Origin of the sequence: Neisseria sp. 23W00296 (assembly GCF_044772855.1) — a bacterium.
Lineage (GTDB): Bacteria > Pseudomonadota > Gammaproteobacteria > Burkholderiales > Neisseriaceae > Neisseria.
Window position 1 is genome coordinate 878,869 of the sequence record NZ_CP173024.1, and the last position, 23,334, is coordinate 902,202.

The window sequence follows — 23,334 nt, forward strand, 5'->3', positions numbered from 1 at the left end:
GCACTGACGCGGGTTTGCGGTGGGGCCGTCTGAATCTCCGTTTTCGGAAATGTCATTGCCGCGAAGGAGGAACGGCCTCTGCCGTATCGATATACGCCAGCCCGCTTTCGGCATCGCTCTCAGGCACGCGGCCGCCGCCGATGAGTGCTTCGGCCAGCCGCACGGCGGCGGCGGCAACGGCAGGGGCGATCATAAAGCCGTGGCGGTAGAGGCCGTTGGTTTCGATGGTGCGGGTTTGCGCGTTGTAGCGGATTTCGGGGTTGTGGTGGTCGAGCGCGGGGCGCAGGCCGCTTTGGATTTGCAGGATTTGCGCTTCGCCGAATGCGGGGTGCACGGCGTACAGGGCAGAGAGCAGTTCCAAACCCGAGCGCACGCTCGCGGGCGCGGTGCTTTCGCTTTCGATTTGGGTGGCGCCGACGACAAACAGGCTGTCGGGCTTGGGCGCGATATAAATCGGATAACGCGGATGCAGCAGGCGCACGGGGCGGCGCAGCGAAACTTCGGGCGCATACACGCGCAGGACTTCGCCGCGTATGCCGCGCAGGCGGCTTGACGGGCTTTCAGACGGCCTGTTCCAAGTGTGTTTCGCGCCGGTGCCGCGGCAGTCGACAATCAGGCCGTATTTGCCGCTTTGGCGCAGGGCGTCGGGCGAGGATTCGGTGTGCCACAGGGTTTCGACGTTTAATCCGTCCAAACGCCCGGCCAGCGCGGCGAGGATTTGGCGGTTGTCGAGCTGGCCTTCGGCGGGCAGGAAGAGGCCGTCTGAAAAGCGTCCCGCAAGCTGCGGCTCGTGTTCGGCGATGTCCTGCGCATTCCAGCGTACGCTCTCGGCACGGGCGCGCGCCAGTTGCCGTTCAAACTGCACGGCCAGCGGCCGCTCCTGTGCGTGCCACACAATCAGGCTGCCGTTTTGCTGCATGAACACGGGTTGGCCTGCGTCGTTCAGACGGCCTGCGATGTCGCGCCAAAGCGGTATGCTTTTTTTGCCGAGCAAAACGGTTTCGGGCGTGGCATCGGCCGCTTCGGCGGCGGGCGCGAGCATGGCGGCGGCGATGTGGGCGGCGGCTTCTTCGCCTGCACGGCTGCCTTTGTCGATCAGGGTAACGCGGTGTCCGCGTTCGGCAAGCATCATGGCGGCAAGCCGGCCGCAGAGGCCGCCGCCGAGTATGGCGGTGTCGGTTTTCATGGTGTTTTTCGGAAAAAGGGGGAAGGGCAGGGGAGGACTGCGCAAGAGTGCCGGAAACGGCGGTTGACGGCTTGAATTCCTACGCAGGCATAACCCCGACAGGTTCGACGGATTCCGCAGAGGCGGTCTCAGCACCCGATACATTCGGCGGGGGCACTCCGACAAGACGGGCGCGAGTTTACACAAGGCAACGCAATTTGGCAAAAGGACACCAGGCCGTCTGAAAGCCGTCCGACTGGTTTCAGACGGCCTCTTCCCGCCCGCGGGATACCGCTTTCACATATAATGCTGTTTTTTACACAACAAGGCCGTCTGAAAGCCAAGCTCCTGCGAAGCGAAACAGGACGGCAGAACAGAACACACCATGATAGGCATAGTTATCGTCACCCACGAAAGCCTCGGCCGCGCCTACGCGCAACTGGCGCGCCACTTTTTTTCCGCCGTGCCCGAACACATCCGCATCCTCGGCGTCGAGCCCGACGAAGACCACGATGCGGTGATCCGCCGCACGCAGCAGGCCGTTGCAGAATCCTCGGCGCAGGCGGCGCACGGCGTTTTGGTGCTGGCCGACATCTTCGGCGCCACACCGTGCAACGCCGCCCGCCGCCTCGTCGTGCCCGAAAAAGTGGCCATCCTCACCGGCCTCAACGCCCCCATGCTGGTGAAGGCCGCGCAGTATTCCGCCGCCGCCGAAGATCTGGCGGCCTTTACCGAAGCCGTGCGGGAAGCCGCTGTCGGCGGCATCATCGCCGTCACCCGTCCGCCCGAAGGAGAAAACCCGTGCTGAAACAAGACATCGAAATCATCAACAAACTCGGCCTGCACGCCCGTGCGTCGAGCAAATTCGTTCAGACGGCCTCGCCGTTTGCCTGCGAAGTCTGGGTAACGCGCAACGGGCAGCGCGTCAACGGCAAAAGCATTATGGGACTGATGATGCTCGCCGCCGCCAAAGGCAGTACGGTAACGCTGGAAACCGACGGCGCCGACGAAGCGGCCGCCATGCAGGCGCTCACCGCGCTGATTAACGACTACTTCGGCGAAGGAGAATAAACATGGGCATCGTGCTGCACGGCGTGGCGGCGGGCAAAGGCATCGCCATCGGCCGCGCCCATCTGGTGGTGCGCGGACACGAAGAAGTGCCGCAATACGATTTGGCGGAAAACGAAGTGTGCGCCGAAGTGGCCCGCTACGAGGCCGCCGTGAAAACCACCCGCCGCCAGCTAGAACAAATCCGCAGCGCCATCCCCGAAAATGCCCCCACCGAACTGGGCGCCTTCATCTCGCTGCACCTGATGCTGCTCACCGACGTCACCCTGTCGCGCGAACCGGCCGACATCATCGAAGAGCAGAAAATCAACGCCGAATGGGCGCTGAAAATCCAAACCGACCGCCTGTCCGCCCAGTTTGACGCCATCGGCGACGAATACCTGCGCGAGCGCAAACAGGACATGCTGCAAGTGGCCGAGCGCATCCACAACAACCTCATCGGCACAGGCAACGAGCTCAACCTCGACGCCAACCTCCTCGACGACACCATCATCATCGCCCACGACCTCTCGCCTGCCGACACCGTCCAATTCAAAGAACAGCGCGTTACCGCCTTCGTCACCGACGCCGGCGGCCCCACCAGCCACACCGCCATCCTCGGCCGCAGCCTCGACATCCCCTCCGTTATCGGCCTGCGCCAGGCACGCAGCCTCATCAGCGAACACGAATGGGTCATTGTCGACGGCATCAACGGCATCGTCATCATCAACCCCGACGACATCGTCACCGCCGAATACCGCCGCCGCCTGCGCGCCTACAAAAACAAACAGCGCGAACTGAGCAAACTCAAAAAAACCGCCGCCACCACCGCCGACGGCACCCAAATCGAACTTCTGGCCAACATCGAAAGCACCGAAGACGTCAAAGCCATGCACGCCCTCGGCGGCGACGGCGTCGGCCTCTTCCGCAGCGAATACCTCTACCTCAACCGCGACACCCTGCCCGACGAAGAAGAACAGTTTGCCGTGTATTCCGCCATCGTCAAAAAACTCAAAGGCAAACCCCTCACCATCCGCACCGTCGATCTGGGCGTCGATAAAAACCCGCGCTGGTTCGGCCAGAACGGCACGCCCAACGGCAGCCTCAACCCCGCCCTCGGCCTCACCGGCATCCGCCTGTGTCTGGCCGAGCCCGTCATGTTCCGCACCCAGATGCGCGCCATCCTGCGCGCCGCCGCCCTCGGCCCCGTCAAAATCATGTGGCCGATGATAGGCTCGCTGGCCGAACTCAAACAATGCCACGTCCACCTCGAAACCGCCCGCCGCCAACTGGCCGAACGCGGCGAAACCTTCGGCAGCGTGCAGACCGGCTGTATGATCGAAATCCCCTCCGCCGCCCTCACCGTATCCAGCCTGCTCAAACACACCGACTTCATCTCCATCGGCACCAACGACCTCATCCAATACACCCTCTCCGTCGACCGCGGCGACGACGCCGTCAGCCACCTCTACCAGCCCGCCCACCCCGCCGTTTTGCGCCTGCTCGCCCACATCCTGCGCACCGCCCAACGCATGAACAAACCCGTCTCCCTCTGCGGCGAAATGGCCGGCGATACCCTCTACACCCGCCTTCTGCTCGGCATGGGTCTGCGCGGCTTCTCCATGAATACCAACAACCTCCTGGCCGTGAAAGACATCGTCATCCACAGCCACATCGACCGCCTCGAACAAGACATCCTGCGCATCCTGCGCAACGAAGACCCCGACAAAACCGACAAACTGCTCAAACAACTCAACGGACAGGAAGAGGCCGTCTGAAACCCCGTCTGCGGTTTTCAGACGGCCTTAAAACGCCCTGCGCCGCACGTTTCATGCCACTTGCGGGCAACCCCCCGCCGAAAGGCCGTCTGAACAGCCGCTACAACGGAGTACACAGACCGTCGTGCCGTTTCAGACGGCCTTAAACCCCGTAGGGCGCGCCGCACGCGGTTCATGCCGCCACGGACGAAGGCTGTCTGAAAGACCGGAAAAGGCCGCCCCATTTCGCGGAATGACGTTTCTGAAAGCGCCGCTTCAACGAAGTTCAAAACCAAAAAACCGAAATCCCGCCATGCCCAAACGCCCCCGCCAACCCGTCTTTCCGCCGCCGCTGTTCCCCGCCGTGCTCCGTGCCGACGATGCCCTGTTGCGCCGCATCGCCGCCACCGCCGACAGCGGCGCGGAAGCCGAACGGCACTACGCCGCCCTGCGCCAAACCGTGCGCGAACAAAACGGCTTTCTTACCCACCAACAGGGCTACTACCCCGCCGGTGCCGTCGAACCGGCCGCCGAAAACGCCGCAGACCCCGCCGCCTTCGTGCTGGGCTAGCTCATCATCATCCAAAGCGAAGCCGCCTACGCTCTTCGCTACCTTCAACAACAGCGTCCAAGCACTCGGCAAAGTCAGTAGCATCCAATGCATCACCCTTTCTCCAAAGAGCAATGGCAGCAAATCAACAAAGCGATAGAATATGGGAAGACTCATAATATTAATGTTAAAGTAACGGAGATTAAATAATGGAAAACAAGCTAGAAAATCAATATTTTGCAAGTTTATATGCAAATGAAAAGCGTTCGTCGTGCAAACGCAATCTGGATTTAGATTGTTAATGTTAGACACCTTATTCCCACCTCATATTTTACTTCCGGATATTGATAACAATCTGCTTGGGCAAGCTGTTTTTAAGGCATTAAAAAAGGGGCTTAGGAAGCAAAATCGCCAAAAACAGTGATAAGCTTCTGAAATGAAATTAAAAAACAAGTATCAAAAGTTCAGCAAAATTTCCGAACCGCAATTTCGTCAAATCCTGCGGCTGTTTGCTTTGGATTTGACCGCCTCCGATACTGCCGGGCTAACCGGTATCAGCGTCCGAAGCATCAACACGCTCTTTCCTGAAATTGCGCCGGCGTTTGGCTGTCGAAAGCGAGCGGCAAACCCCTTTTGACGGCGTTGTGGAACTTGACGAATCTTACTTTGGCGCAAAGCGCATCCGTGGTAAACGCGGGCGCGGTGCCGGTGGCAAAACCGTCGTTTTCGGCGTACTCAAACGGGGCAACAAGGTCTATACGGAAATCGTTCCTGATGCGTCCAAAGCCACACTGCAAAAGGTAATACGCGGGCACATTTCTGTTGAGAGTGTTATCAATACTGATGGCCGGCGTGGTTATCACGGCTTGGTTGATATGGGTTTTGCAAAGCATTTCAGGGTGCGTCACGGGCAGAATGAATTTGCCCGAGGAGCGCAGCATATCAACGGTATCGAGTCGTTTTGGAGTTATGCAAAACACCGTCTGATACAATTTCACGGCGTAGCACGACATACGTTTTACCTGCACTTGAAAGAAACCGAATTCCGCTTTAATCACAGGCATGATGATTTGTACAAAGTGCTGCTGAAAATGCTGCGAAAAGATCCTTTGAAATGATTTTTGCTTCCTAAGCCCCTTTTATAAATTTCTTAAAGTACCGTCAAACCCAAAGCAGCCCGAAAGAAATACGCTCTTTGAGGTGTTGCAGCAAACGGGAGCGGGAATTCTGTTGCCGACAGGCTTCAGACGGCCTTAAAGGAAACATCCTGTAGGTCAGATACCCGTATCCGACATTTTTAGGCCGTCTGAAACCGCCAATCCCGCCGCGTACCAAACTCTCCCTGCGCCCCAATTGCGGGAAGAGGGTAGGTAGCATTTGCAGAACTACGTTTTGCCGATGTCCTGAAAGTGTTGTCCGAAAGTGCAAAAGGCCGTCTGAAACCCGCAAGAAAGGACAAACCATGCACAGCCAGGGAAGCCCCGAATACATCCCCGTCGACGGCGCGCGCTGTCTGTTTGCCCAAGTGCTGCTCGCGCGGCAGGACTGCGGCACGCTGGTGGTGTTTGAAAGCGGCGGCGCGTCCACCCGCTCGATTTGGGCGCCGGTGCAGGCGCAGACCGCCGCCTTCGCCCGCGCCGTCGTTTACGACCGCGCCGGACTCGGCCGCTCCGACCCCGACCCGCACGGCCGCACCCTTGCGCGCATGGCCGCCGATCTCAACCGCCTGCTCGATTATTTCGCCGCGCCCTGCTGCATACTCGTCGGCCACAGCGCCGGCGGCGCCATCGTCCGCCTGGCCGCCGCCGAGCGTCCCGAACGCATCACCGGCCTAGTGCTGGCCGACCCCGCCGACGAAGCCGACGACACCCTGTTTTCCCCCGCCTTCCGCCGCGCCGAGCGCATCGGCATCGCCGCCCACCGCCTGCTCGCCCATGCCCGCCTGCTGCCGCTGCTCTACCGCCGCCTGCTCGCCGCCCTGCCCGCCGATGCCGCCGCCGATTTGCGCCGCGACGGCATGACGCCCGCCGTGTTCCGCACCTGCGCCGAGCAGTCGCGCACCTTTCTCGACGAACTCTACGCATGGCGGCGCAACCCGCCCGACACCGGCGCCATCCCGCTGACCATCGTCTCCGGCGCCCTGCCCGGCAGCGGTATCAGCCGCAAAGCGCGCGCGCACCTAAACGCACTGCACGAACAACGCGCCCGCGCCGCGCCGCACGGCCGCCACATTACCGCCCCGCATTCCGGCCACTACGTGCCGCTGGACGACGCCGAACTGCTGGCAGCGGAAATCCGCCGCTTGGCCGTGGCGGATAAGGACGTCTGAAAGCGGGCAATCTGCCGCGCACCTGACTCCTTCCCCCGAGAACCCCCAAAACGCCTGCAAGTCCAACCATGTCCGCCGCCGACCTCCCCGCCCTAATCGAAGAAGCCTACCGCCTGTTCGCCACCTGCCGCGCCGCCTTCCCGCTGGCTATTTGCGGCTGCCCCTGCTGCTCGCCCCAAGATTTCCAGCGCGAACTACTGAGCTTTCCCCTGCGGCAAATCCCCGAAGACTGTCTGCAAACCTATCTCGGCAGCGTTCCTTCGGACTACGAAGCTGCCACCGCCCGAGACATGAAATACTTTCTGCCGCGCATACTCGATGGCATCGCACGCGGCGAAGACATCCCCAGTCTGGAAGAAATGCAGCTCGACAAACTGCGCTGCGACCTGTCCGAAGTCTGGTCGGCTGCCGAATTGGACTTTATGCACCGCTTCGCCCGCGCTTGGTTTGCCCGCCGGCTCACCGCACCCGACGGCAACCCCGCCGCCGCGCTGCTGATGTTCCACTACGCCGATTTGGACATCACCGCCGAACTGCTCGACATCTGGACGCAGCACGCCGACCGCCTGCCCGCTCTTGCCGCCTTTGTCGAAACGTGGACGGCGCTGCCCGTCGGCAGCAAAAAATGGCGGCAGGATTTTTATCTGCCCGCCGGCCGCCGCCAAGATCCTGCGGTCTTCAACCAAGCCTTCGAGGAATGGTTCGCCCGACCCGCTACCCGCGCCGCCTTCCATGCCGCCCTTGAAACCGCGCTGCTGGCAGGAAGCGTTCCCGGCGACGAAGTGCCGCTGTGGGAATGCTGCTACGATGGTCTCGAAAGCAGCCTGAAAGTATCAAAGGCCGTCTGAAAACGTCAAACCCGCCGCGTACCAAACTCCCTCCCCTGCGCCCTAAGCGCGGGGAGGGCAGGGGTGGGGGTGGCAGTTCGCAGAACTGCTTTTATTTTCGCCCCGCAAAGTTTTCGCAACGGCCGACGCTTCCGCCCTGTACAACACGACTTTCTCCGCAAGCGTGAGAGGAAACTCTTTCGGCCGACGGGTTTCAGACGGCCTTAACGGCGGTCTGGAAAAAAGAGGAGCCGCAGTTAAGATATAGTGAGCCAAAATAAAAAATATACGGCGTTGCTGCGCCTTGCCGTATTACCCATACTGTCTGCGGCTTGCTGCCTTGTATCTTTTCTATTTTGGCTCACTATAGTTAAACAAAACAAAAAGTATATAATTCTCTCCCTTAACTCCACACCTTACCCGTTCCCGTTTTATGGCCTACTCTATCGATTTCCGTCAAAAAGCATTAGACCACTACGAACAGCACGGCAACATCAGCCAAACCGCACGCACCTTCCGCATTACCAACCGAACCCTTTACCAATGGATTGCCCTCAAAAAGGAAACAGGTTCGCTGCAACACCGCACCAAAGGCGGCAATTCGGAACGTATCGACAAAGAAGAACTGCGCCGCTATGTGGCAGAACATCCCGATGCCTATCAATACGAAATAGCACAGCACTTGGGCTGCACCGCATCCAATGTCGGCTACCTGCTCAAAACACTCAAGATCACGCGTAAAAAAAGACAACCGTCTACAAAGAACAAGACCTCCAAAAAGTAACCGCCTACCAAAAACAGCTGGAACAATATTCAGAAATGCCAAAGGTTTACTTGGATGAAACGGGTTTTGATACTTTCTATTACCGCCCGTATGCCTATGCCTTGAGGGGACAGATTGTCAAAGCGCGGATTTCCGGCAAGCGCTATGAAAGAATGTCATTGGTTGCCGCCCGTGCGGATGGGAAACTGATTGCGCCGATGGTTTACAAAGGCACAATGGACAGCAGCTTGTTTGAAGCGTGGTTTGGGCAGTTTCTGTTGAAGGAACTTAAAGAGCCTTCGGTCATTATTATGGATAACGCCCGTTTTCACAGGATGGCGGTACTGCGTGAAATGGCGCAGAGGGCAGGACATATCATTCTGCCGCTGCCGCCATATTCGCCTGAGTTGAACCCGATAGAAAAGGTGTGGGCGAATATCAAACGGCATCTGGGGGAAGTGATGTCCGGCTGTTTGTCTTTTGAGCAGGCTTTGTTGGATATTTTTTATTTTGTTTGACTATATAAAACTGCCGCCCCGTCTGAAAGCGCTGTTTTTTCACACTATGCAAAAAGGGGCCGTCTGAAAACCGCAAACGGGTTTTCAGACGGCCTTTTTGCCGCAGGCGTCGGCTTTATTTGTTGGCCGCTTTGGCCAGTGCCGCGCCTTTGCTGCGGACGGCGGCCTGCGGGGCGGGGGCTTTCATGCCGCGTTCTTTGCGTACTTTGTCGATGATTTCTTCCACTTTTTTCATCGAGGCGTCCCAGTCGCCGCCGGTAAAGATAACTTGGTATTTGCCGCCGACGATGAAGGTGGGTGTGCCGTCGATGCCCATTTGTTCGGTCAGCTCGGCCATTTGTTTGGCTTGCGCCTGGTTGCCGAAGGAGTCGTAGGCGGCGGTGAGTTTCGCGCCGTCGAAGGAGGTTTGCGCGGCTGCCCATTGTTTGAAGGCGGCGGGGTCGGACAGGTTGAGGCGCTGTTCGTAAATGGCTTTGAACACGGGCAGGTTGGCCTGGTATTTCATGCCGCTGCTGTTGACGGCGGCGGCGATGCGCGCCATGCCTTCCATTTCGGGCTGCCAGACGACGTGGATGGGGCGGATGTAGGTGTCGCTGCTCCATTTTTTGCTGTGTTTCTGCAAAACGGGTTCGAGGTGGAAGCAGTGGACGCAGAAGTAGCCGAAAAATTCCGCCACTTCGATTTTGTCTTGCTGCTGCTGCGGCAGGGGTTTTTTCAGGACGGTGTAGTCGGTGCCTTCTTTCACTTCGGCGTGGGCGGCGGCAAGGCCGAGGGCGAGGGCGGCGGCCAGGAGGGTTCGTTGCAGTTTCATGGTGTTTGTTTCCTTGTGTGTCGGTGGGTTAGCGGGCGGGACGGGCGAAGCTGTCTATGCCTTTCTGTTGCAGGGTTTGGCGGGTGTTGGCGGCGGCATCGGCGGTCAGCGGGGCGGTTTGCACGCGGTACATGGTTTTGCCCTGTACTGTGGCTTCGGCGACGTGGGCGTCTACGCCGGCCATGGCAAGTTTGGCACGCTGCACTTCGGCTTTGTCGCGGCTGCCGTAGGAGCCGGCCTGGACGATGATGCGGCCTTTGCCGCTGCCGCCGCTTTGCGCTTCGCTTTTGCCGGCATGGCCGTTGAGGGCGTCTTGGGCTTTTTTGCGCTCGGCTTCGCGGTCGGTTTTGGCCTGGTTTTTGCCTGCTTTGCCGTTGAGGATTTGCTCGGGCGTGGGCTTGGCCTGCGGTTTGTCGGTTTTTTTGCGTTCGGGTTTGGGTTTGTCGGTTTTGTGCGGCGGCAGGGCGTCGGGGATGCCGATGATGTCGGAGGGTTCGGTGTCGTCCTGCGCTTTGGGCTCGGAAGCGGGGATTTCTTTGGGCTCGCTCGCGCTGATGCTCTGCGGCTCGGAGGCGGGAAGCGGCTGGGGCGGCGGCACAGGTTCGGCCGGTTTTTTTGGTGTGAGGATTTCGGGCGGCGGCAGTTCTTTTTCTACCACGGGGTCTTTGAAATCGCGTTTGCGGCCGGTTTCGAGTACGTAAACCACGCCGCCGATAATCAGGGTGGCCAAAAGCAGGCCGATAATGAAGCCGGTAAGGCCTTTACCGTAGGGTTTCTCTGTTTTCATAAAGTTCATAAAGTGCAAACTACCTTTTTTGTTTCGATGTGTAGAGGCCGTCTGAAAGGGGATGCGGCAAACGGCGGCGTATTCTAGCAAATATTCAGACGGCCTGTTGCGCTTGTTTTAACTTCGTTGAAGCTGCGCTTTCAGACGGCCTCTACGGTTTTTACATGGAGCGGCGGAAGCCTACGGCGCGCAGGATGTGGCCGCGCGCCACTTCGGTGTCGCCCGCGAGGTCGGCGATGGTGCGGGCGGTGCGCATGATGCGGTGGAAGCTGCGGGCGGAGAGGGAGAGTTTTTCCAGTATGCCGCCGAGGGTTTCCCTGGCTTCGGCGGATATGCCGGCGGCGGTGTCCAGCTCGGTGGGGGAGAGGGCGCGGTTGAGCTTGCCCTGCCGCACGTTTTGGCGTTCGCGGGCGGCGAGGACGCGTTCGAGCACAGCCGCGCTGGGTTCGCCCGCTTTGGCGCTGACGAGTTCGTCGGCGGGGAGGGCGGGAACTTCGATGACGAGGTCGATGCGGTCGATGAGCGGGCCGGAGATTTTGCTGCGGTAGCGCAGGATGGCGTCGGGCGTGCAGCGGCAGGGTTTGGCGGGGTGGCCGTGGTAGCCGCAGGGGCAGGGGTTCATGGCGGCGATAAGTTGGAAGTCGGCGGGGAACACGGCCTGGCGGGCGGCGCGGGAGATGTGGATTTCGCCGCTTTCGAGGGGCTCGCGCAGGGCTTCGAGCACTTTGCGGTCGAACTCGGGCAGTTCGTCGAGAAACAGCACGCCTTTGTGCGCCAGCGAGATTTCGCCGGGACGGGGGTCGGAGCCGCCGCCGACAAGGGCGACGGCGCTGGCGGAGTGGTGCGGGCTTTTGTAGGGACGGTTGCGGCTGTGTTTTTGCGCGTGGTGCGGCAGCAGCGATTGCAGCGTCCACACTTCTATCAGTTCGTCGTCGGTGAGCGGCGGCAGGATGGAGGGCAGGCGTTGGGCGAGCATGGATTTGCCGGTGCCGGGCGGGCCCATCATCAGCAGGCTGTGGCCGCCTGCGGCGGCGATTTCGAGGGCGAGGCGGGCGGTGTGCTGGCCTTTGACGTCGCGCAAGTCGGGCAGGACGGCATTTTCAGACGGCCTTACTTCTGCGGCTTCGGCGCGGGGCAGAGTTTCGATGCCGTTGAGGTGGGCGGCAACGGCGGCGAGGCTGTCCGCGCCGTAGGCTTCCACGCCCTGCATCACGGCGGCCTGCGCGGCGTTTTCAGACGGCATGATGAAGGCGCGTTTTGCCTGTTTGGCCTGCCAGGCCATGGCCGGTGCGCCGCGTATCGGCCGCAGCAGGCCGGAGAGGGCGAGTTCGCCGGCAAATTCGCAATGCGGCAGTTTTTCGGGGGAAATCTGGCCGGAGGCGGCGAGAATGCCGACGGCGATCGGCAGGTCGAAGCGGCCGGATTCTTTGGGCAGGTCGGCGGGGGCGAGGTTGACGGTGATTTTTTTGGCGGGAAACTCGAAGCCGCTTTGGATAAGGGCGGCGCGCACGCGGTCGCGGCTTTCCTTCACTTCGGTGTCGGGCAGGCCGACGATGTTGAACTGCGGCAGGCCGTTGGCCAGATGGGTTTCCACTTCCACGGGCGGGGCGTTCATGCCTTCGAGGGCGCGGCTGTGGGCGACGGCGAATGTCATGCGCTTTCCTTTTTAATGTCGGCAGGAGGCTGTCTGAATGCTTTCAGACGGCCTGCGTTTATTTGAACAGCAGCATCAGCAGCAGCGCAATAGCGATGGCAGCGAGCCACAGGCTTTGGCGGTGTTGGATTTTCACCAGATGCAGGTAGGCGTCGCGCATTTCTTTTTGGCGGTTTTCGTCCACCAGCGCGGCGATTTTGCGCGGCAGGGCGGGCAGGATTTGCGCCCAGTCGGGGGCTTCGTTTTTCAGGTTGCGCCACAGGGCTTTGGGGCCGATTTGTTCGTTCATCCATTTGCTGAGGAAGGGCTTGGCGGTTTTCCACAAATCCAAATCGGGGTCGAGTTGGCGGCCGAGTCCTTCGATGTTGAGCAGGGTTTTTTGCAGCAACACAAGCTGCGGCTGGATTTCGACGTGGAAGCGGCGGCTGACTTCAAACAGGCGCATCAGTACGAGGCCGAAGGAAATCTGCGAAATCGGTTTGTTGAAAATCGGTTCGCACACCGAGCGCACGGCCGCTTCAAGCTCTTCGGCGCGGGTGTCGGGCGGCACCCAGCCCGATTCGATGTGGGCGGTGGCGACGCGGTGGTAGTCGCGGTTGAAAAAGGCGAGGAAATTGATGGCCAGATAGCGTTTGTCGTAGTCGGTGAGCGTGCCGACGATGCCGAAATCGAGCGCGATGTAGCGGTTGTCGGCGGCAACCAAGATGTTGCCCGGGTGCATGTCGGCATGGAAAAAGCCGTCGCGGAAAACTTGCGTGAAGAAAATTTCCACGCCGTAATCGGCGAGTTTGTGCAAGTCGATGCCTTGCGCTTTGAGCGCGGCAATGTCGGATACGGGCGTGCCGTCCATCCATTCGATGGTCAATACTTCGCGCGCGCAGTAGTCGTAAAACACTTTGGGCACGATAAGCATGGCGCTGTCTTTGAAATTGCGCCCGAGCTGGCTGGCGTTGGCCGCTTCGCGCATCAGATCGAGTTCGTCGTGCAGATATTTGTCGAACTCGTCCACCACTTCGCGCGGGCGCAGGCGTTTGCCGTCGGCAAAGAGCCGTTCCGCCCAGCCGGCGCAGAAACGCAGCAGCGCCAAATCCTGTTCGATAACGGAGCGGATGCCCGGCCGCAGCACTTTCACCGCCACTTCTTCGCCGCTGTAAAGCCGCGCCCTGTGCACCTGCGCCACCGACGCGCTGGCGACGGGCACGGTTTCAAATTCGGCGTAAATTTCGTTCACCGGCCTGCCCAAAGCCTTTTCAATCTGGCGGCGCGACAGTTCGGCATCAAACGGCGGCACTTTGTCCTGCAGTTTGGCGAGCTCCACCGCGTAGGCGTGCGGAATCAGGTCGGGACGGGTGGAAAGCACCTGGCCGAATTTGACGAACACCGGCCCCAAGCTCTCCAAAGCCAGCCGCAGGCGCACCGGCAAAGGCTCGTCCTGCGCCGATCCGGCTTTGGGCAGCAGGCGCAGCAGGCGGCGCTGCCAGCCTTCCCGCGCCAGCGGGGCAATCAAATCGGCCAGGCCGTAGCGGCGGATGGTCTGCCAAAGGGTTTTACTGCGTTTGAGCCATTTCATAGCGGGCGTTTCCGGTGGAAAAAACAGGGCGCGATTATAAGGCATAGCAGGGGCGGGGTGAGAAACGGCAAAAAGGCCGTCTGAAAAGGGCGGCGCGGCGCGAAAATATGACAAAACTTGACGCTGCGGGAAAATGCCTTAACAATACGTCCTCCCATTAATCAAACATAAAAGAGAGACAAGCATGAAAGCAACTTCCCTTCCCGCCTTGCTGATTACCGCATTCGCCCTGGCTGCCTGCGGCGGCAATTCGTCCGACAACGCCGCATCCGGCGCGGCGCCTGCCGCCGAGGGCGGCTCTGCCTGCGCACAATACGAAAAAGCGTTTAACGATATGTTGCAGGGTCTGCCCGAAGCGCAGCGCGAAGATGCGAAAAAAACCTTTGCCACAGGCATGGAAGCGATGAAAAACCTGCCGGCCGACCAGCAGGAGGCCTACTGCCAGGAATCCCTGAAAGGTCTGAAAGGCGAAGCCGTACAAACTGAGGAAGATAAAGCCGAAGCCGCTTCCGAAGCGGCCGAAGATGCCAAAGAAGCCGCAGCAGATGCCAAAGAAGCTGCTGACGATGCAAAAGAAGCCGCTTCCGAAGCAAAAGAAGCCGCCCAGTAAGCTGGGCATACGAAAGGCCGTCTGAAAAACCGAAAACCGGTTTTCAGACGGCCTTTTAAGGTTGGCCGTTTGTTAATTTTGCACCTTGATAAGGAACACCCGCTATGAAAAAACCGATATCCGCCCTGATTGCCGCCGTTTTCCTGTCTGCCTCCCTGCCTGCCGCCGCGCATCTGCCGCCGCCGCAAACGAAGGCGGGCAGCGGAGAAGGCCGTCTGAAACAGGCCGAAGCCGACATTGATGCCGGACGCGGCGAAGCAGCCGTGAAAGCGCTGCTGCCGCTGGCCGAAGCGGGCGACGCCGAAGCGCAGGCGCTGCTGGGCAAAGCCTACTACCTCGGGCGCGGCGTGGAAAAAGACGAACAAAAAGCGCTGTTTTGGGACAAAAAAGCCGCCGAAAACGGCAGCCTCAGAGGCATGAACAACCTCGGCGTGATGTATTACGAAGGACGCGGCGGCCTCGCCAAAGACCTTGCCGAAGGCACAAAATGGATACGCCGCGCCGCCGAAAAAGGCTATGCCGTGTCGCAGCGGAATATAGGCTTGGCCTACGAAGAAGGCAAAGGCGTGGCGCGGGATGAGGCGCAGGCCGCCCTCTGGTACCGCAAAGCCGCGGAGCAGGGAGATGCCTTGTCGCAGTCTGCCCTCGGCACGCTTTATTTTGACGGCAGGGGCGTGGCGCAGGACGACAAACAGGCCTTCGCCTGGTATGAAAAAGCCGCCAAGCAGGGCAATGCGGCGGCGCAGAACAATTTGGGCTTTATGTACGGAGCGGGACGCGGTGTGGCGCAGAACCCGGCCGAATCGCTCAAATGGTACAAAAAAGCCGCCGCGCAAAACGATGCCACCGCCCAATACAACATCGGCACGATTTACGCGCAAGGCAAAGGCGTGAAACAAGACTGGAAACAGGCGGTGCAGTGGTATGAAAAAGCCGCCGCGCAGGGACACGTCCGCGCGCTGGGGGCTTTGTCCATCCGCTATTTTTCGGGCGAAGGCGTCGATAAAGACGAAAAACGCGGCATCGATATGCTGACACAGGTTGCCGAACGGGGCGATACTTTGGCGCAAACCGTGCTGGGCGGCCGCTACCTGACAGGCAGCGGCGTGAAGCAGGACAAAGAAGAGGCCGTCAAATGGCTGACCCGTGCCGCCGAGAAGGGCAACGCCCGCGCCGCGCGGCTGCTCAGCACCACCTACCGTGACGGATTCGTTGTCGAAAAAGACGACGGCAAAGCCGTTTACTGGCTGGAAAAAGCGGCGCAGCTGGGACAGGCGCAGGCCCAATACGATCTGGCGCTGCGCTACCGCCAGGGCAAAGGCGTGCCCAAAGACATGGCGCAGGCCGTCAAGTGGTACCGCAAAGCCGCCGAACAGGGACGCGCCGACGCGCAATACAACCTTGCCGTTGCCTACCGCGCCGGCGACGGCGTGGCCAAAGACGACGCGCAGGCGGTCGAATGGCTGCGCAAAGCCGCCGCACAGGAAACCTCATTCTCCGTGCTGGCGCAGCACGAACTGGGCTTTATGTACCTGCGCGGCAGCATCCTGCCCAAAGACGCGAAACAGGCCGCCTACTGGCTGGACAAAGCATCGCGGCACGGCTATGTGCGCGCCAAGAAAAAACTCGCCGCCATGAGTGTGGCGGGCGAGGGTGTGGAAAAAGACGATGCCAAAGCCGCCGAACTGCTACGCGACGCCGCCGAAGCGGGCGACGCCGACAGCCGCCTGATTTTGGGCTTGGCCTACAAAAACGGTTTCCTGACCCTGCCGAAAGATTTGCAACAGGCCGAATACTGGCTGCGCAAAGCGTCGGATCAGGGCAGAAGCGAGGCCGATCCGTATCTGAAAGACATCGAAGAAGCCAAACGCAAGCAGTAGAACTGCTACGGCAAAAAGGCCGTCAGAAAACCCGATTTCGGGGTTTTCAGACGGCCTTTTTTGCTGCAAACGGGATATGCCTGCGCGTTTCAGAAACGTCATTCCCGCGAAGGCGGGAACGGCTTTTGCCGTGCGTTTCAATCTTGCGCATCGGGTGCGCTGATGCGCTTTTCGTCCTGCTGCGACGGGCGGTTCTGCCGCTGTCTGCTGCCTGCCGGATTATCGCGGCCGCCGTTGCGTTTCGGTTCGTTTTTCGATTTCTTCATCTGAATCCGCTGCCTCCTTTTGCCGTAATGGTTTGCCGATATAGTTAAGCCAACACAAAAAGATACAAGGCAGCAAGCCGCAGCAACGCCGTAGATTTTTGTGTTGGTTCACTATAAACAACAGGCGCAATGATACTGCCGTCTGCCATCAAGGCCAAGCCGAAAAGCGCTTTTCCGCCAAGGGGCAACCGCTTTCAGACGGCCTTTTGGTATCCGCATTCCCGCCGTTTGCCTTTCAGACAGCCTCACATCTCCTGCGGGTCGACATCGGCCGACCATCTGATTTTGTGATCGCGCTCCTGCTGCAGAGCCTGTATCCACAGCGATACGGCGTGGTGCAGGTCTTTGCGCGAGGCCGATTCGAGGAAAAGCTGGGCGCGTTCGCGTTCGGCCAGGCGCACCATCAGCATGGGGGCTGCGCCAAACTGGCTGACGCTTTGGGGCAGCGCGGGGGCGAGGCGGTCGCGGATGCGGTTGAGAAATTCGGTGGCGGCGGCGATGTCGGGCGCGTCGGCGCGGATGGCCGTCTGAAAGCCGAAGGGCGGCATGGCAAACTGCTGCCGCTCGGCCAGCTCGGCATCGGCAAACAGGCGGTAGTCCTGCGCTTTGACGGCGGAAAATACGGCATGGTCGGGGATTTGGGTTTGGATAAGGACGCCGCCGGGTATGTCGGCGCGGCCGGCGCGGCCGGATACCTGCATGAGTTCGGCAAACAGGCGTTCGGGGGCGCGGAAGTCTGCGCTGTAAAGGCTGCCGTCGGCGTTGAGCACGATAACGAGGTTGAGCCGCGCGAAATCGTGGCCTTTGGCGAGCATTTGCGTGCCGACGAGAATGTCGATGCCGCCTTCGCCGATGCGGCGGTAGAGTTCGTCCCAGTCGTTTTTGCGGGCGGTGCTGTCCCTGTCGACGCGAACTACCGATGCCTGCGGCAGAAAGGCGCACAGGGTTTCTTCGACGCGCTGCGTGCCCTGCCCGACGGCGGTCAGGTCTTGGTTGCCGCAGTCGGGGCATTTGAACGGGATGGCGGTGCGGTGGTCGCAATGGTGGCAGCGTAGTTGGCGGGCGCGTTGGTGCAATACCATTTTGGCCGAGCAGTTGGGGCAGCCGAAAGTGTGGCCGCAGTCGCCGCAAAACAGCGCGGGCGAATAGCCGCGCCGGTTGAGGTACACCAGCGACATGCCGCCTGCTGCAAAATTCTGTTTGAGCAGGTTTAGGGCTTGCGGTGAGAAGCCGTTGTCGAGTTTCAGACGGCCTACGTTGAGGATTTCCACCTGCGGCGGCCGCGCGGCGGGGTTGGCGCGGCGGGCGAGTTCCAATAATCGATACGCGCCGCTTTGCGCTTTGTGCCAGCTCTCCAAACTCGGTGTCGCGCTGCCGAGCATAATCGGGCAGCCGCCCTGCTTCGCCCGCCACACGGCCAAATCGCGGGCGTGGTAGCGCAATTCGTTGTCTTGTTTGAACGAGCCGTCGTGTTCTTCGTCCACCACAATCAGCCCGACATCGGCCAGCGGCGTGAACACCGCCAGCCGCGTGCCGATCACCAGCTTGGCCTGATTAGCCATCGCGCGCAGATAATCCTGCGTGCGCCGTCCGGCGGCGGTTTGGCTGTGCAACACGGCGGTGGGCACGTCGGCAAACCGCGCCTGTACCCGCGCCAAAAGCTGCGGCGTGAGATTGATTTCGGGCAGCAGAAACAACACCTGTCGCCCTGATGCCAACACTTTTTCCATCACATCGAAATACACTTCGGTTTTGCCGCTGCCGGTGATGCCGTAAAGCAAAAAGGGGGCGAAGCGCCCGAAGGCCGTCTGAACCGCCTGCGAGGCGGCGAGCTGGTCGGGGTTCAAAACTTTTTCAGAGTGCGAAGCCTGCCCGTGGTACGGCACCAACACGGGTTTGCCCGCCGTATGCGCGTTTATCCAGCCCTGCGATGTCCATTCGTCCACCAGCTTGGCCGCCTGCGCGTTGATACGTTTGAGCTGCGCCATCGTCAGGCCGTCTGAATCGGCCAAAGCCTGCCACAGCGCGGCTTTTTTGTGAAAACGCGCCCTCGGCGGCTGCTGCGCCCTGCCCGCTTCGTTTAACGCGTAAAACAGCGGCGGCTGCGGCATCTCCACGGCCTTCGGCTCTTTCAAACCCTGCGGCAGCGCGAGCGAAGCGGTTTGGCCGAGCGGATAGTGGTAATAGCGCGAGGCAAACGCAATCAGGCCGCGCCAGTCTTCGGGCAGCGGCATTTCGGCGGTAAAGGCCGTCTGAACGGGCAAAATCTTGGCCGGGTCAAAATCGGGCGCAATACCGGCTTCCCACACAATCCCCACCATCACGCGCCCGCGAAACGGCACGGCCACGCGCGTGCCGGGCGGCAGGGCTTCGGGATGGGAATAGGTCAAAAGGCCGTCTGAAAGGGGCACATTAAGGGCAATGCGGTGGTAAATCATGGGCGTGGGTAGTTTGGGGTTGAGGCCGTCTGAAAATAGTTTTTCAGACGGCCTTTATTCCGCTGCGGGCGGGAAAAGGGCGTAATCGCCGCTCATCTCGCCGACAGCGGCCAGACGGTTGTTGACAAAGAGGTATTCGGTTTCAAAACAGCAGTCGCTCTCGGCAATGCGCCAGTTGGTTTCGCCGATGATGTAGAGATAGTCGTCGGCGCAGCGGCCGTGGGCGGGGACGATGCAGGCGGTGTATGCGGGTTCGGGGCGTTCGGACGCGCGGGGAACAATGCGCCCCACGCGGATTTGTTCGCGGTAGAGCGCGGCCATCTCCTCTCCCAGCGCAACCCGTTGGTCGGGCAGGGCGAGAAAGTCGGCGAAAATCTGCCGCTGGCGTGGCGAGAAATCGGCATAACGGCTGCTTTCGCTGTAAACCCATACCTCGGCGGCGGCATTCAGCGGCGGTAGGAAAACGGGTTCGACGGAAGAAGCGATGCCGTCTTCTTTGGTAAAGCGGATGTTTTGCATATTGTTTGTTCGGGCGGCGGGAGGCCGTCTGAAAGCGTTTTTCTGCTTTCAGACGGCCTTTGTGCGTCGGCAAATCAGGGCAGGGGGCGGGTTTCGATCAGTTCGGGGTTGTCGGCGTTGTCGACCAGTATGGCTTTGGTGCGCCCCTGCCACATTTCTTGGAACAGGCGCAGCTCGTCGGCGGTGGCGGTGCCGGAAACGGCTTTGGGCATGATGTCGGCCATTTCGGGGGCGAAGGGGACGAGGCCGGCGTGGTAGGACACTTCCACGGCCGATCCGGTGTCGCGGCGGCGCAGGGAGAGGACGCCGTCGATGTTGCCGTCGAACGAGAGCAGGTTGCGGCGGGAGAAGCGGCGGTGCATGCCGATGCCGCCGAAGCCTTGTTCGGAGGCCGCGCCGGTGAGCAGGGTGGCGACGGCGGCGATCACGCCGGTCGTGCCTTCGTCGCGCGCGCCCTGCATCTGCACTTCGATGCCGCCGCGCTCGGGAATGTCGCCGCCGTAGAGGGCTTTGAGGCCGCGGTACACCATCAGGTAGGCGCCGGCGACGGTGGGGCAGGAGTGTCCGGCCAGTTTTACCGCATCGAGGTAGCGGTAGGTAATCAGGCCGCTTTCGGACGCGCCGAGGAAGGCGGCCAGCGGGTCGCGCAGGATGAGGACGGGGGCTTTGCTGTAATAGGTGGGGAAACCGTCGGTGTCGTAGGTGAGGCTCATGATTGCTCCTTGCAGTGGGTGGAAAAGTGGGTTTCAGACGGCCTGTGCCTGCCGCTGCGGGAATGATGTTTCTGAAAGCGCGGTTTCAACGGAGTTGAAACGGGTGCGGCTGCACGGCGGAAAACGGGTTTTGTCTTTGTCTGTGCGGCGGGCTTTTGGCAAAACAGCGGCAGGCCGTCTGAAAACGGCTGCCGCTGTCCGGATTGCGCCGCGCTTATTCGGCGCAGGTTTCGACCTGTGTCAGTTCGGCTGCGGCCGGGGCGGCTGCGGCGGGGCGGGGCAGGTCGGCGCGGCGTTTGCCCTGCGGTGCGGCCGGTGTTTGGGCGGCTGCGGCTGCGGCCAGTGCGGCGGCGTCGGTCTGCACCAGCACCATGCCTTGCGGCGCGGCGGGGATTTCCGATGCGGCGGCGGGCGCTGCTGCGCTTGTACCGTTTTGCGGTGCGGGGGTGCCGGCGGTTTTGTCCGCAGCGTGGCTTTCGCCGACGATGAAGGCGACGGCTTCGGCGACTTTTTCGCTGCTGCTGCCGATTACGGCGGCTTCGTCCGCAACAGCGACGGCGGCGGGTGCGTCGTCCTGCGGCGCGGGGATGGTGATGACCAGCGGTTTGTCGCTGCTGTTCTGCGGCAGGGGGGCGGCGGGGCGGGTTTCGCCGAAAACGTGCGCCACGGCATCGAGTACGCGGCCTGCGGCTTCGTCGATCATCAGATAATGCTCGATTTTGGCGGCAGAGGGGATGTTGCGTTTTTTCTCGTTGCGGCGGCTGCCGTTTTGGCCGTTGCGGTTGCGGCTGCCGCGCTCTTGGTTGCGGCCGCGCGGGTTGCGGCGGTTGTCGCTTTGTGCGGACGCGTTGCCGTTTTGTCCGCTGTCGGTCGCGTTGTCCTGCGGTGCTGCGGCGTTTTCAGACGGCCTTTCGTCCTGTGCCTGCATCAGGGCGGCGGGTGCGCTTTCGGTTACGGATTCGGCTTCGCCGCCGCGTTTGTCGCGTTTGCGGCTGTCGCGTTTTTCGCCTGCGGCGGCATTTTCACCTGCGGCGGCATTTTCGCCGCGCGGGGTTCCGCTTTCGGCTTCGGCGGGTGTGCCTTCATTGCGGCGGTTGTCGGCGTTGCGGCTGTTTGCGCCGCTGCCGCGTTTGCCGCTGCGGCCATTTTTGTCGGCTTTGTCGCTGCGGCTGTCGCCTGTTTCGCCGTCGGTTTCGCCTTCGTCCCGTGCTTTGGCCTGCGCGCTGCGTGCCGTTTGGCTGCGGTTGCCGCTGCGGCGGCGGTTTTGCGGGCGGCGGCTGCCGGAGGTGCGTTTGCGCTCCTGCGGCTGCGGCTCGGCGGCGGGGGTGTCGCCGAACAGGCCTTTGAACCAGAGTTTGAATTTGTCCCACCAGCTGCTTTGCGTTTCGGCGGCAACGGGGGCGGGCTGGGTGTGTTTCACGCCTTTGACGGCGGGCTCGGGGCGGGCGGCTTTGACGCGCTCGCCGCCGAAGGGTTTGGCGTTTTCGTCGGCTTCGGGTACGGAAACCTGTTTGTAGCTCGGTTCGCCGTCTTCTTCGATGTCGTCGGTGCGGATGCGGCTGATTTCGTAGTGCGGGTTTTCCAGACGGATGTTGGGAATCAGCATGACGCTGACGTCGAGGCGCTCTTCCATGGCGAAGAGTTCGGCGCGTTTTTCGTTTAACAGGAAGGTGGCGACGTCGACGGGTACTTGGGCGTGCACTTCGCCGGTGTTGTCCTTCATCGCTTCTTCCTGAATGATGCGCAGCACGTGCAGGGCGGTGGATTCGATGCCGCGGATGACGCCGGTGCCGGCGCAGCGCGGGCAGGCGGTGTGGCTGGATTCGCCGAGGGCAGGTTTGAGGCGCTGGCGGGAGAGTTCGAGCAGGCCGAAGCGGGAGAGTTTGCCCATCTGCACGCGGGCGCGGTCTTTTTTCAGGGCGTCGCGCAGGGTGTTTTCGACGTCGCGCTGGTGTTTGGGGTTTTCCATGTCGATGAAGTCGATGACGACCAGGCCGCCGAGGTCGCGCAGGCGCATTTGGCGGGCGACTTCTTCGGCCGCTTCCATATTGGTTTTGAAGGCGGTGTCTTCGATGTCGGCGCCGCGGGTGGCGCGGGCGGAGTTGACGTCGATGGAAACGAGGGCTTCGGTGTGGTCGATGACGATGGCGCCGCCGGAGGGCAGGCTGACGCTGCGCGAGAAGGCGCTTTCGATTTGGTGCTCGATTTGGAAGCGGGAGAAGAGGGGGGTGTGGTCCTGATAGAGTTTCAGACGGCCTGTGTTGGCCGGCATGACGTAGGACATGAATTCGGAAATTTCGGCGTGCACTTCGGCATTGTCGACCAGGATTTCGCCGATGTCGGGGCGGAAGTAGTCTCGGATGGCGCGGATGAGCAGCGAGCTTTCCATAAAGAGCAGGTAGGGTTCTTGGTGGGCGTTGCCTGCTTCTTCGATGGCGTGCCACAGTTTGAGCAGGTAGTCGAAATCCCATTGCAGCTCTTCGACGCTGCGGCCGATGCCGGCGGTGCGGGCGATAAGGCTCATGCCGCGCGGCACGTTGAGTTCGGCCATTGCGTCTTTGAGTTCCTGCCGCTCTTCGCCTTCGATGCGGCGGGAGACGCCGCCGCCGCGCGGGTTGTTGGGCATCAAGACTAGATAGCGGCCGGCCAGTGAGATGAAGGTGGTGAGCGCCGCGCCTTTGTTGCCGCGTTCGTCTTTTTCCACCTGCACGATGACCTGCATGCCTTCTTTGAGCACGTCTTGGATGCGGGCTTTGCCGCCTTCGTAGTCTTGGAAATAGGAGCGGGAAACTTCTTTGAAGGGCAGAAAGCCGTGGCGGTCGGTGCCGTAATCGACAAAGCACGCTTCGAGCGAGGGCTCGATGCGGGTGATGACGCCTTTGTAGATATTGCCTTTGCGCTGTTCTTTGCCCAGCGTTTCGATGTCGAGATCGAGCAGGTTCTGCCCGTCGACGATGGCCACGCGCAGCTCTTCGGCCTGCGTGGCGTTAAACAACATACGTTTCATGATGATTGACCTTGCGGGCGGGCGTGTTTCAGACGGCCTGCCTTGTTGGTACCCACGAAGCGCGTAATCAGTTTTCGGACGGTGTGCCGCAGCGGATGAGGCCGTCTGAAAACGGCCGGTGCG

General features: G+C 61.0%; 20 protein-coding genes, 2 pseudogenes and 1 riboswitch. Of the genes and pseudogenes, 12 read left to right on the forward strand and 10 right to left on the reverse strand.

The window, feature by feature from the left end:
- Positions 1–52: 52 nt before the first annotated feature.
- Positions 53–1,186: an FAD-dependent oxidoreductase gene (locus ACG2K1_RS04490; RefSeq protein WP_395429586.1), complete on the reverse strand. Its 1,134-nt coding sequence runs from the start codon at positions 1,184–1,186 to the stop codon at positions 53–55.
- A 58-nt stretch (positions 1,187–1,244) separates the two neighbouring features.
- Positions 1,245–1,357, reverse strand: a riboswitch (TPP riboswitch).
- Positions 1,358–1,550: 193 nt separating this feature from the next.
- On the opposite strand from ACG2K1_RS04490, the gene ACG2K1_RS04495 reads away from it, so the two are divergent.
- The 10 genes and pseudogenes from ACG2K1_RS04495 to ACG2K1_RS04540 all read left to right on the forward strand — a co-directional run bounded on the left by ACG2K1_RS04495 (position 1,551) and on the right by ACG2K1_RS04540 (position 8,956).
- Positions 1,551–1,973, forward strand: a complete 423-nt coding sequence (locus ACG2K1_RS04495; RefSeq protein WP_009426500.1) for a PTS sugar transporter subunit IIA — start codon at positions 1,551–1,553, stop codon at positions 1,971–1,973.
- Positions 1,967–2,236, forward strand: a complete 270-nt coding sequence (locus ACG2K1_RS04500; protein ID WP_009426501.1) for an HPr family phosphocarrier protein — start codon at positions 1,967–1,969, stop codon at positions 2,234–2,236. The genes ACG2K1_RS04495 and ACG2K1_RS04500 overlap by 7 nt, the downstream gene beginning before the upstream one ends.
- A 2-nt stretch (positions 2,237–2,238) precedes the next feature.
- Positions 2,239–3,990, forward strand: a complete 1,752-nt coding sequence (gene ptsP / locus ACG2K1_RS04505; protein WP_094031198.1) for a phosphoenolpyruvate--protein phosphotransferase — start codon at positions 2,239–2,241, stop codon at positions 3,988–3,990.
- A 292-nt stretch (positions 3,991–4,282) separates the two neighbouring features.
- Positions 4,283–4,540 (forward strand): hypothetical protein, encoded by a 258-nt coding sequence (locus tag ACG2K1_RS04510; protein WP_395429587.1) that lies wholly within the window; start codon positions 4,283–4,285, stop codon positions 4,538–4,540.
- Between the two features lie 87 nt (positions 4,541–4,627).
- Positions 4,628–4,729, forward strand: coding sequence for a hypothetical protein (locus ACG2K1_RS04515; protein WP_369799227.1), 102 nt, complete (start codon positions 4,628–4,630; stop codon positions 4,727–4,729).
- Between the two features lie 91 nt (positions 4,730–4,820).
- Positions 4,821–4,943 (forward strand): hypothetical protein, encoded by a 123-nt coding sequence (locus tag ACG2K1_RS04520; RefSeq protein WP_395429588.1) that lies wholly within the window; start codon positions 4,821–4,823, stop codon positions 4,941–4,943.
- A gap of 12 nt (positions 4,944–4,955) precedes the next feature.
- Positions 4,956–5,637: pseudogene (locus ACG2K1_RS04525) on the forward strand (IS1595 family transposase).
- Positions 5,638–5,981: 344 nt separating this feature from the next.
- Positions 5,982–6,848, forward strand: a complete 867-nt coding sequence (locus ACG2K1_RS04530; RefSeq protein WP_395429620.1) for an alpha/beta fold hydrolase — start codon at positions 5,982–5,984, stop codon at positions 6,846–6,848.
- 68 nt (positions 6,849–6,916) lie between these two features.
- The gene (locus tag ACG2K1_RS04535) at positions 6,917–7,696 is read left to right on the forward strand and encodes a hypothetical protein (protein ID WP_395429619.1); all 780 of its coding nucleotides are present in this window, start codon (positions 6,917–6,919) and stop codon (positions 7,694–7,696) included.
- Positions 7,697–8,108: 412 nt separating this feature from the next.
- Positions 8,109–8,956 (forward strand): annotated as a pseudogene (locus ACG2K1_RS04540) (IS630 family transposase).
- Between the two features lie 115 nt (positions 8,957–9,071).
- Here ACG2K1_RS04540 and ACG2K1_RS04545 read toward each other — a convergent pair.
- From ACG2K1_RS04545 to ubiB, 4 genes are all read right to left on the reverse strand, one after another.
- A complete protein-coding gene (locus ACG2K1_RS04545; protein ID WP_395429552.1) occupies positions 9,072–9,767 on the reverse strand; it encodes a thiol:disulfide interchange protein DsbA/DsbL in 696 nt (231 codons plus the stop codon).
- A 28-nt stretch (positions 9,768–9,795) separates the two neighbouring features.
- On the reverse strand, positions 9,796–10,563 hold the full coding sequence (locus ACG2K1_RS04550) for an SPOR domain-containing protein (protein ID WP_395429553.1): 768 nt from the start codon (positions 10,561–10,563) through the stop codon (positions 9,796–9,798).
- A gap of 151 nt (positions 10,564–10,714) precedes the next feature.
- Positions 10,715–12,208: a YifB family Mg chelatase-like AAA ATPase gene (locus tag ACG2K1_RS04555; RefSeq protein WP_395429555.1), complete on the reverse strand. Its 1,494-nt coding sequence runs from the start codon at positions 12,206–12,208 to the stop codon at positions 10,715–10,717.
- 58 nt (positions 12,209–12,266) lie between these two features.
- Positions 12,267–13,778 (reverse strand): ubiquinone biosynthesis regulatory protein kinase UbiB, encoded by a 1,512-nt coding sequence (gene ubiB, locus ACG2K1_RS04560; RefSeq protein ID WP_395429556.1) that lies wholly within the window; start codon positions 13,776–13,778, stop codon positions 12,267–12,269.
- Positions 13,779–13,962: 184 nt separating this feature from the next.
- Between ubiB and ACG2K1_RS04565 the strand changes: the two genes are divergently transcribed.
- Positions 13,963–14,388, forward strand: a complete 426-nt coding sequence (locus ACG2K1_RS04565; protein WP_009425967.1) for a DUF5339 family protein — start codon at positions 13,963–13,965, stop codon at positions 14,386–14,388.
- Positions 14,389–14,492: 104 nt separating this feature from the next.
- Positions 14,493–16,268 (forward strand): tetratricopeptide repeat protein, encoded by a 1,776-nt coding sequence (locus tag ACG2K1_RS04570; RefSeq protein WP_395429557.1) that lies wholly within the window; start codon positions 14,493–14,495, stop codon positions 16,266–16,268.
- A gap of 137 nt (positions 16,269–16,405) precedes the next feature.
- On the opposite strand, the gene ACG2K1_RS04575 is transcribed toward ACG2K1_RS04570, so the two are convergent.
- From ACG2K1_RS04575 to ACG2K1_RS04595, 5 genes are all read right to left on the reverse strand, one after another.
- Positions 16,406–16,534: a hypothetical protein gene (locus ACG2K1_RS04575; RefSeq protein ID WP_255351469.1), complete on the reverse strand. Its 129-nt coding sequence runs from the start codon at positions 16,532–16,534 to the stop codon at positions 16,406–16,408.
- A 245-nt stretch (positions 16,535–16,779) separates the two neighbouring features.
- Positions 16,780–18,972: a primosomal protein N' gene (locus ACG2K1_RS04580; RefSeq protein ID WP_395429558.1), complete on the reverse strand. Its 2,193-nt coding sequence runs from the start codon at positions 18,970–18,972 to the stop codon at positions 16,780–16,782.
- A gap of 54 nt (positions 18,973–19,026) precedes the next feature.
- Positions 19,027–19,491 carry a hypothetical protein gene (locus tag ACG2K1_RS04585; protein WP_395429559.1) on the reverse strand — a complete coding sequence of 155 codons (465 nt, stop codon included), beginning with the start codon at positions 19,489–19,491 and terminating at the stop codon, positions 19,027–19,029.
- Between the two features lie 74 nt (positions 19,492–19,565).
- Positions 19,566–20,204 carry a hypothetical protein gene (locus ACG2K1_RS04590; RefSeq protein WP_395429560.1) on the reverse strand — a complete coding sequence of 213 codons (639 nt, stop codon included), beginning with the start codon at positions 20,202–20,204 and terminating at the stop codon, positions 19,566–19,568.
- A gap of 214 nt (positions 20,205–20,418) precedes the next feature.
- Positions 20,419–23,211: an Rne/Rng family ribonuclease gene (locus ACG2K1_RS04595; protein ID WP_395429561.1), complete on the reverse strand. Its 2,793-nt coding sequence runs from the start codon at positions 23,209–23,211 to the stop codon at positions 20,419–20,421.
- Between the last annotated feature and the right edge of the window lie 123 nt (positions 23,212–23,334).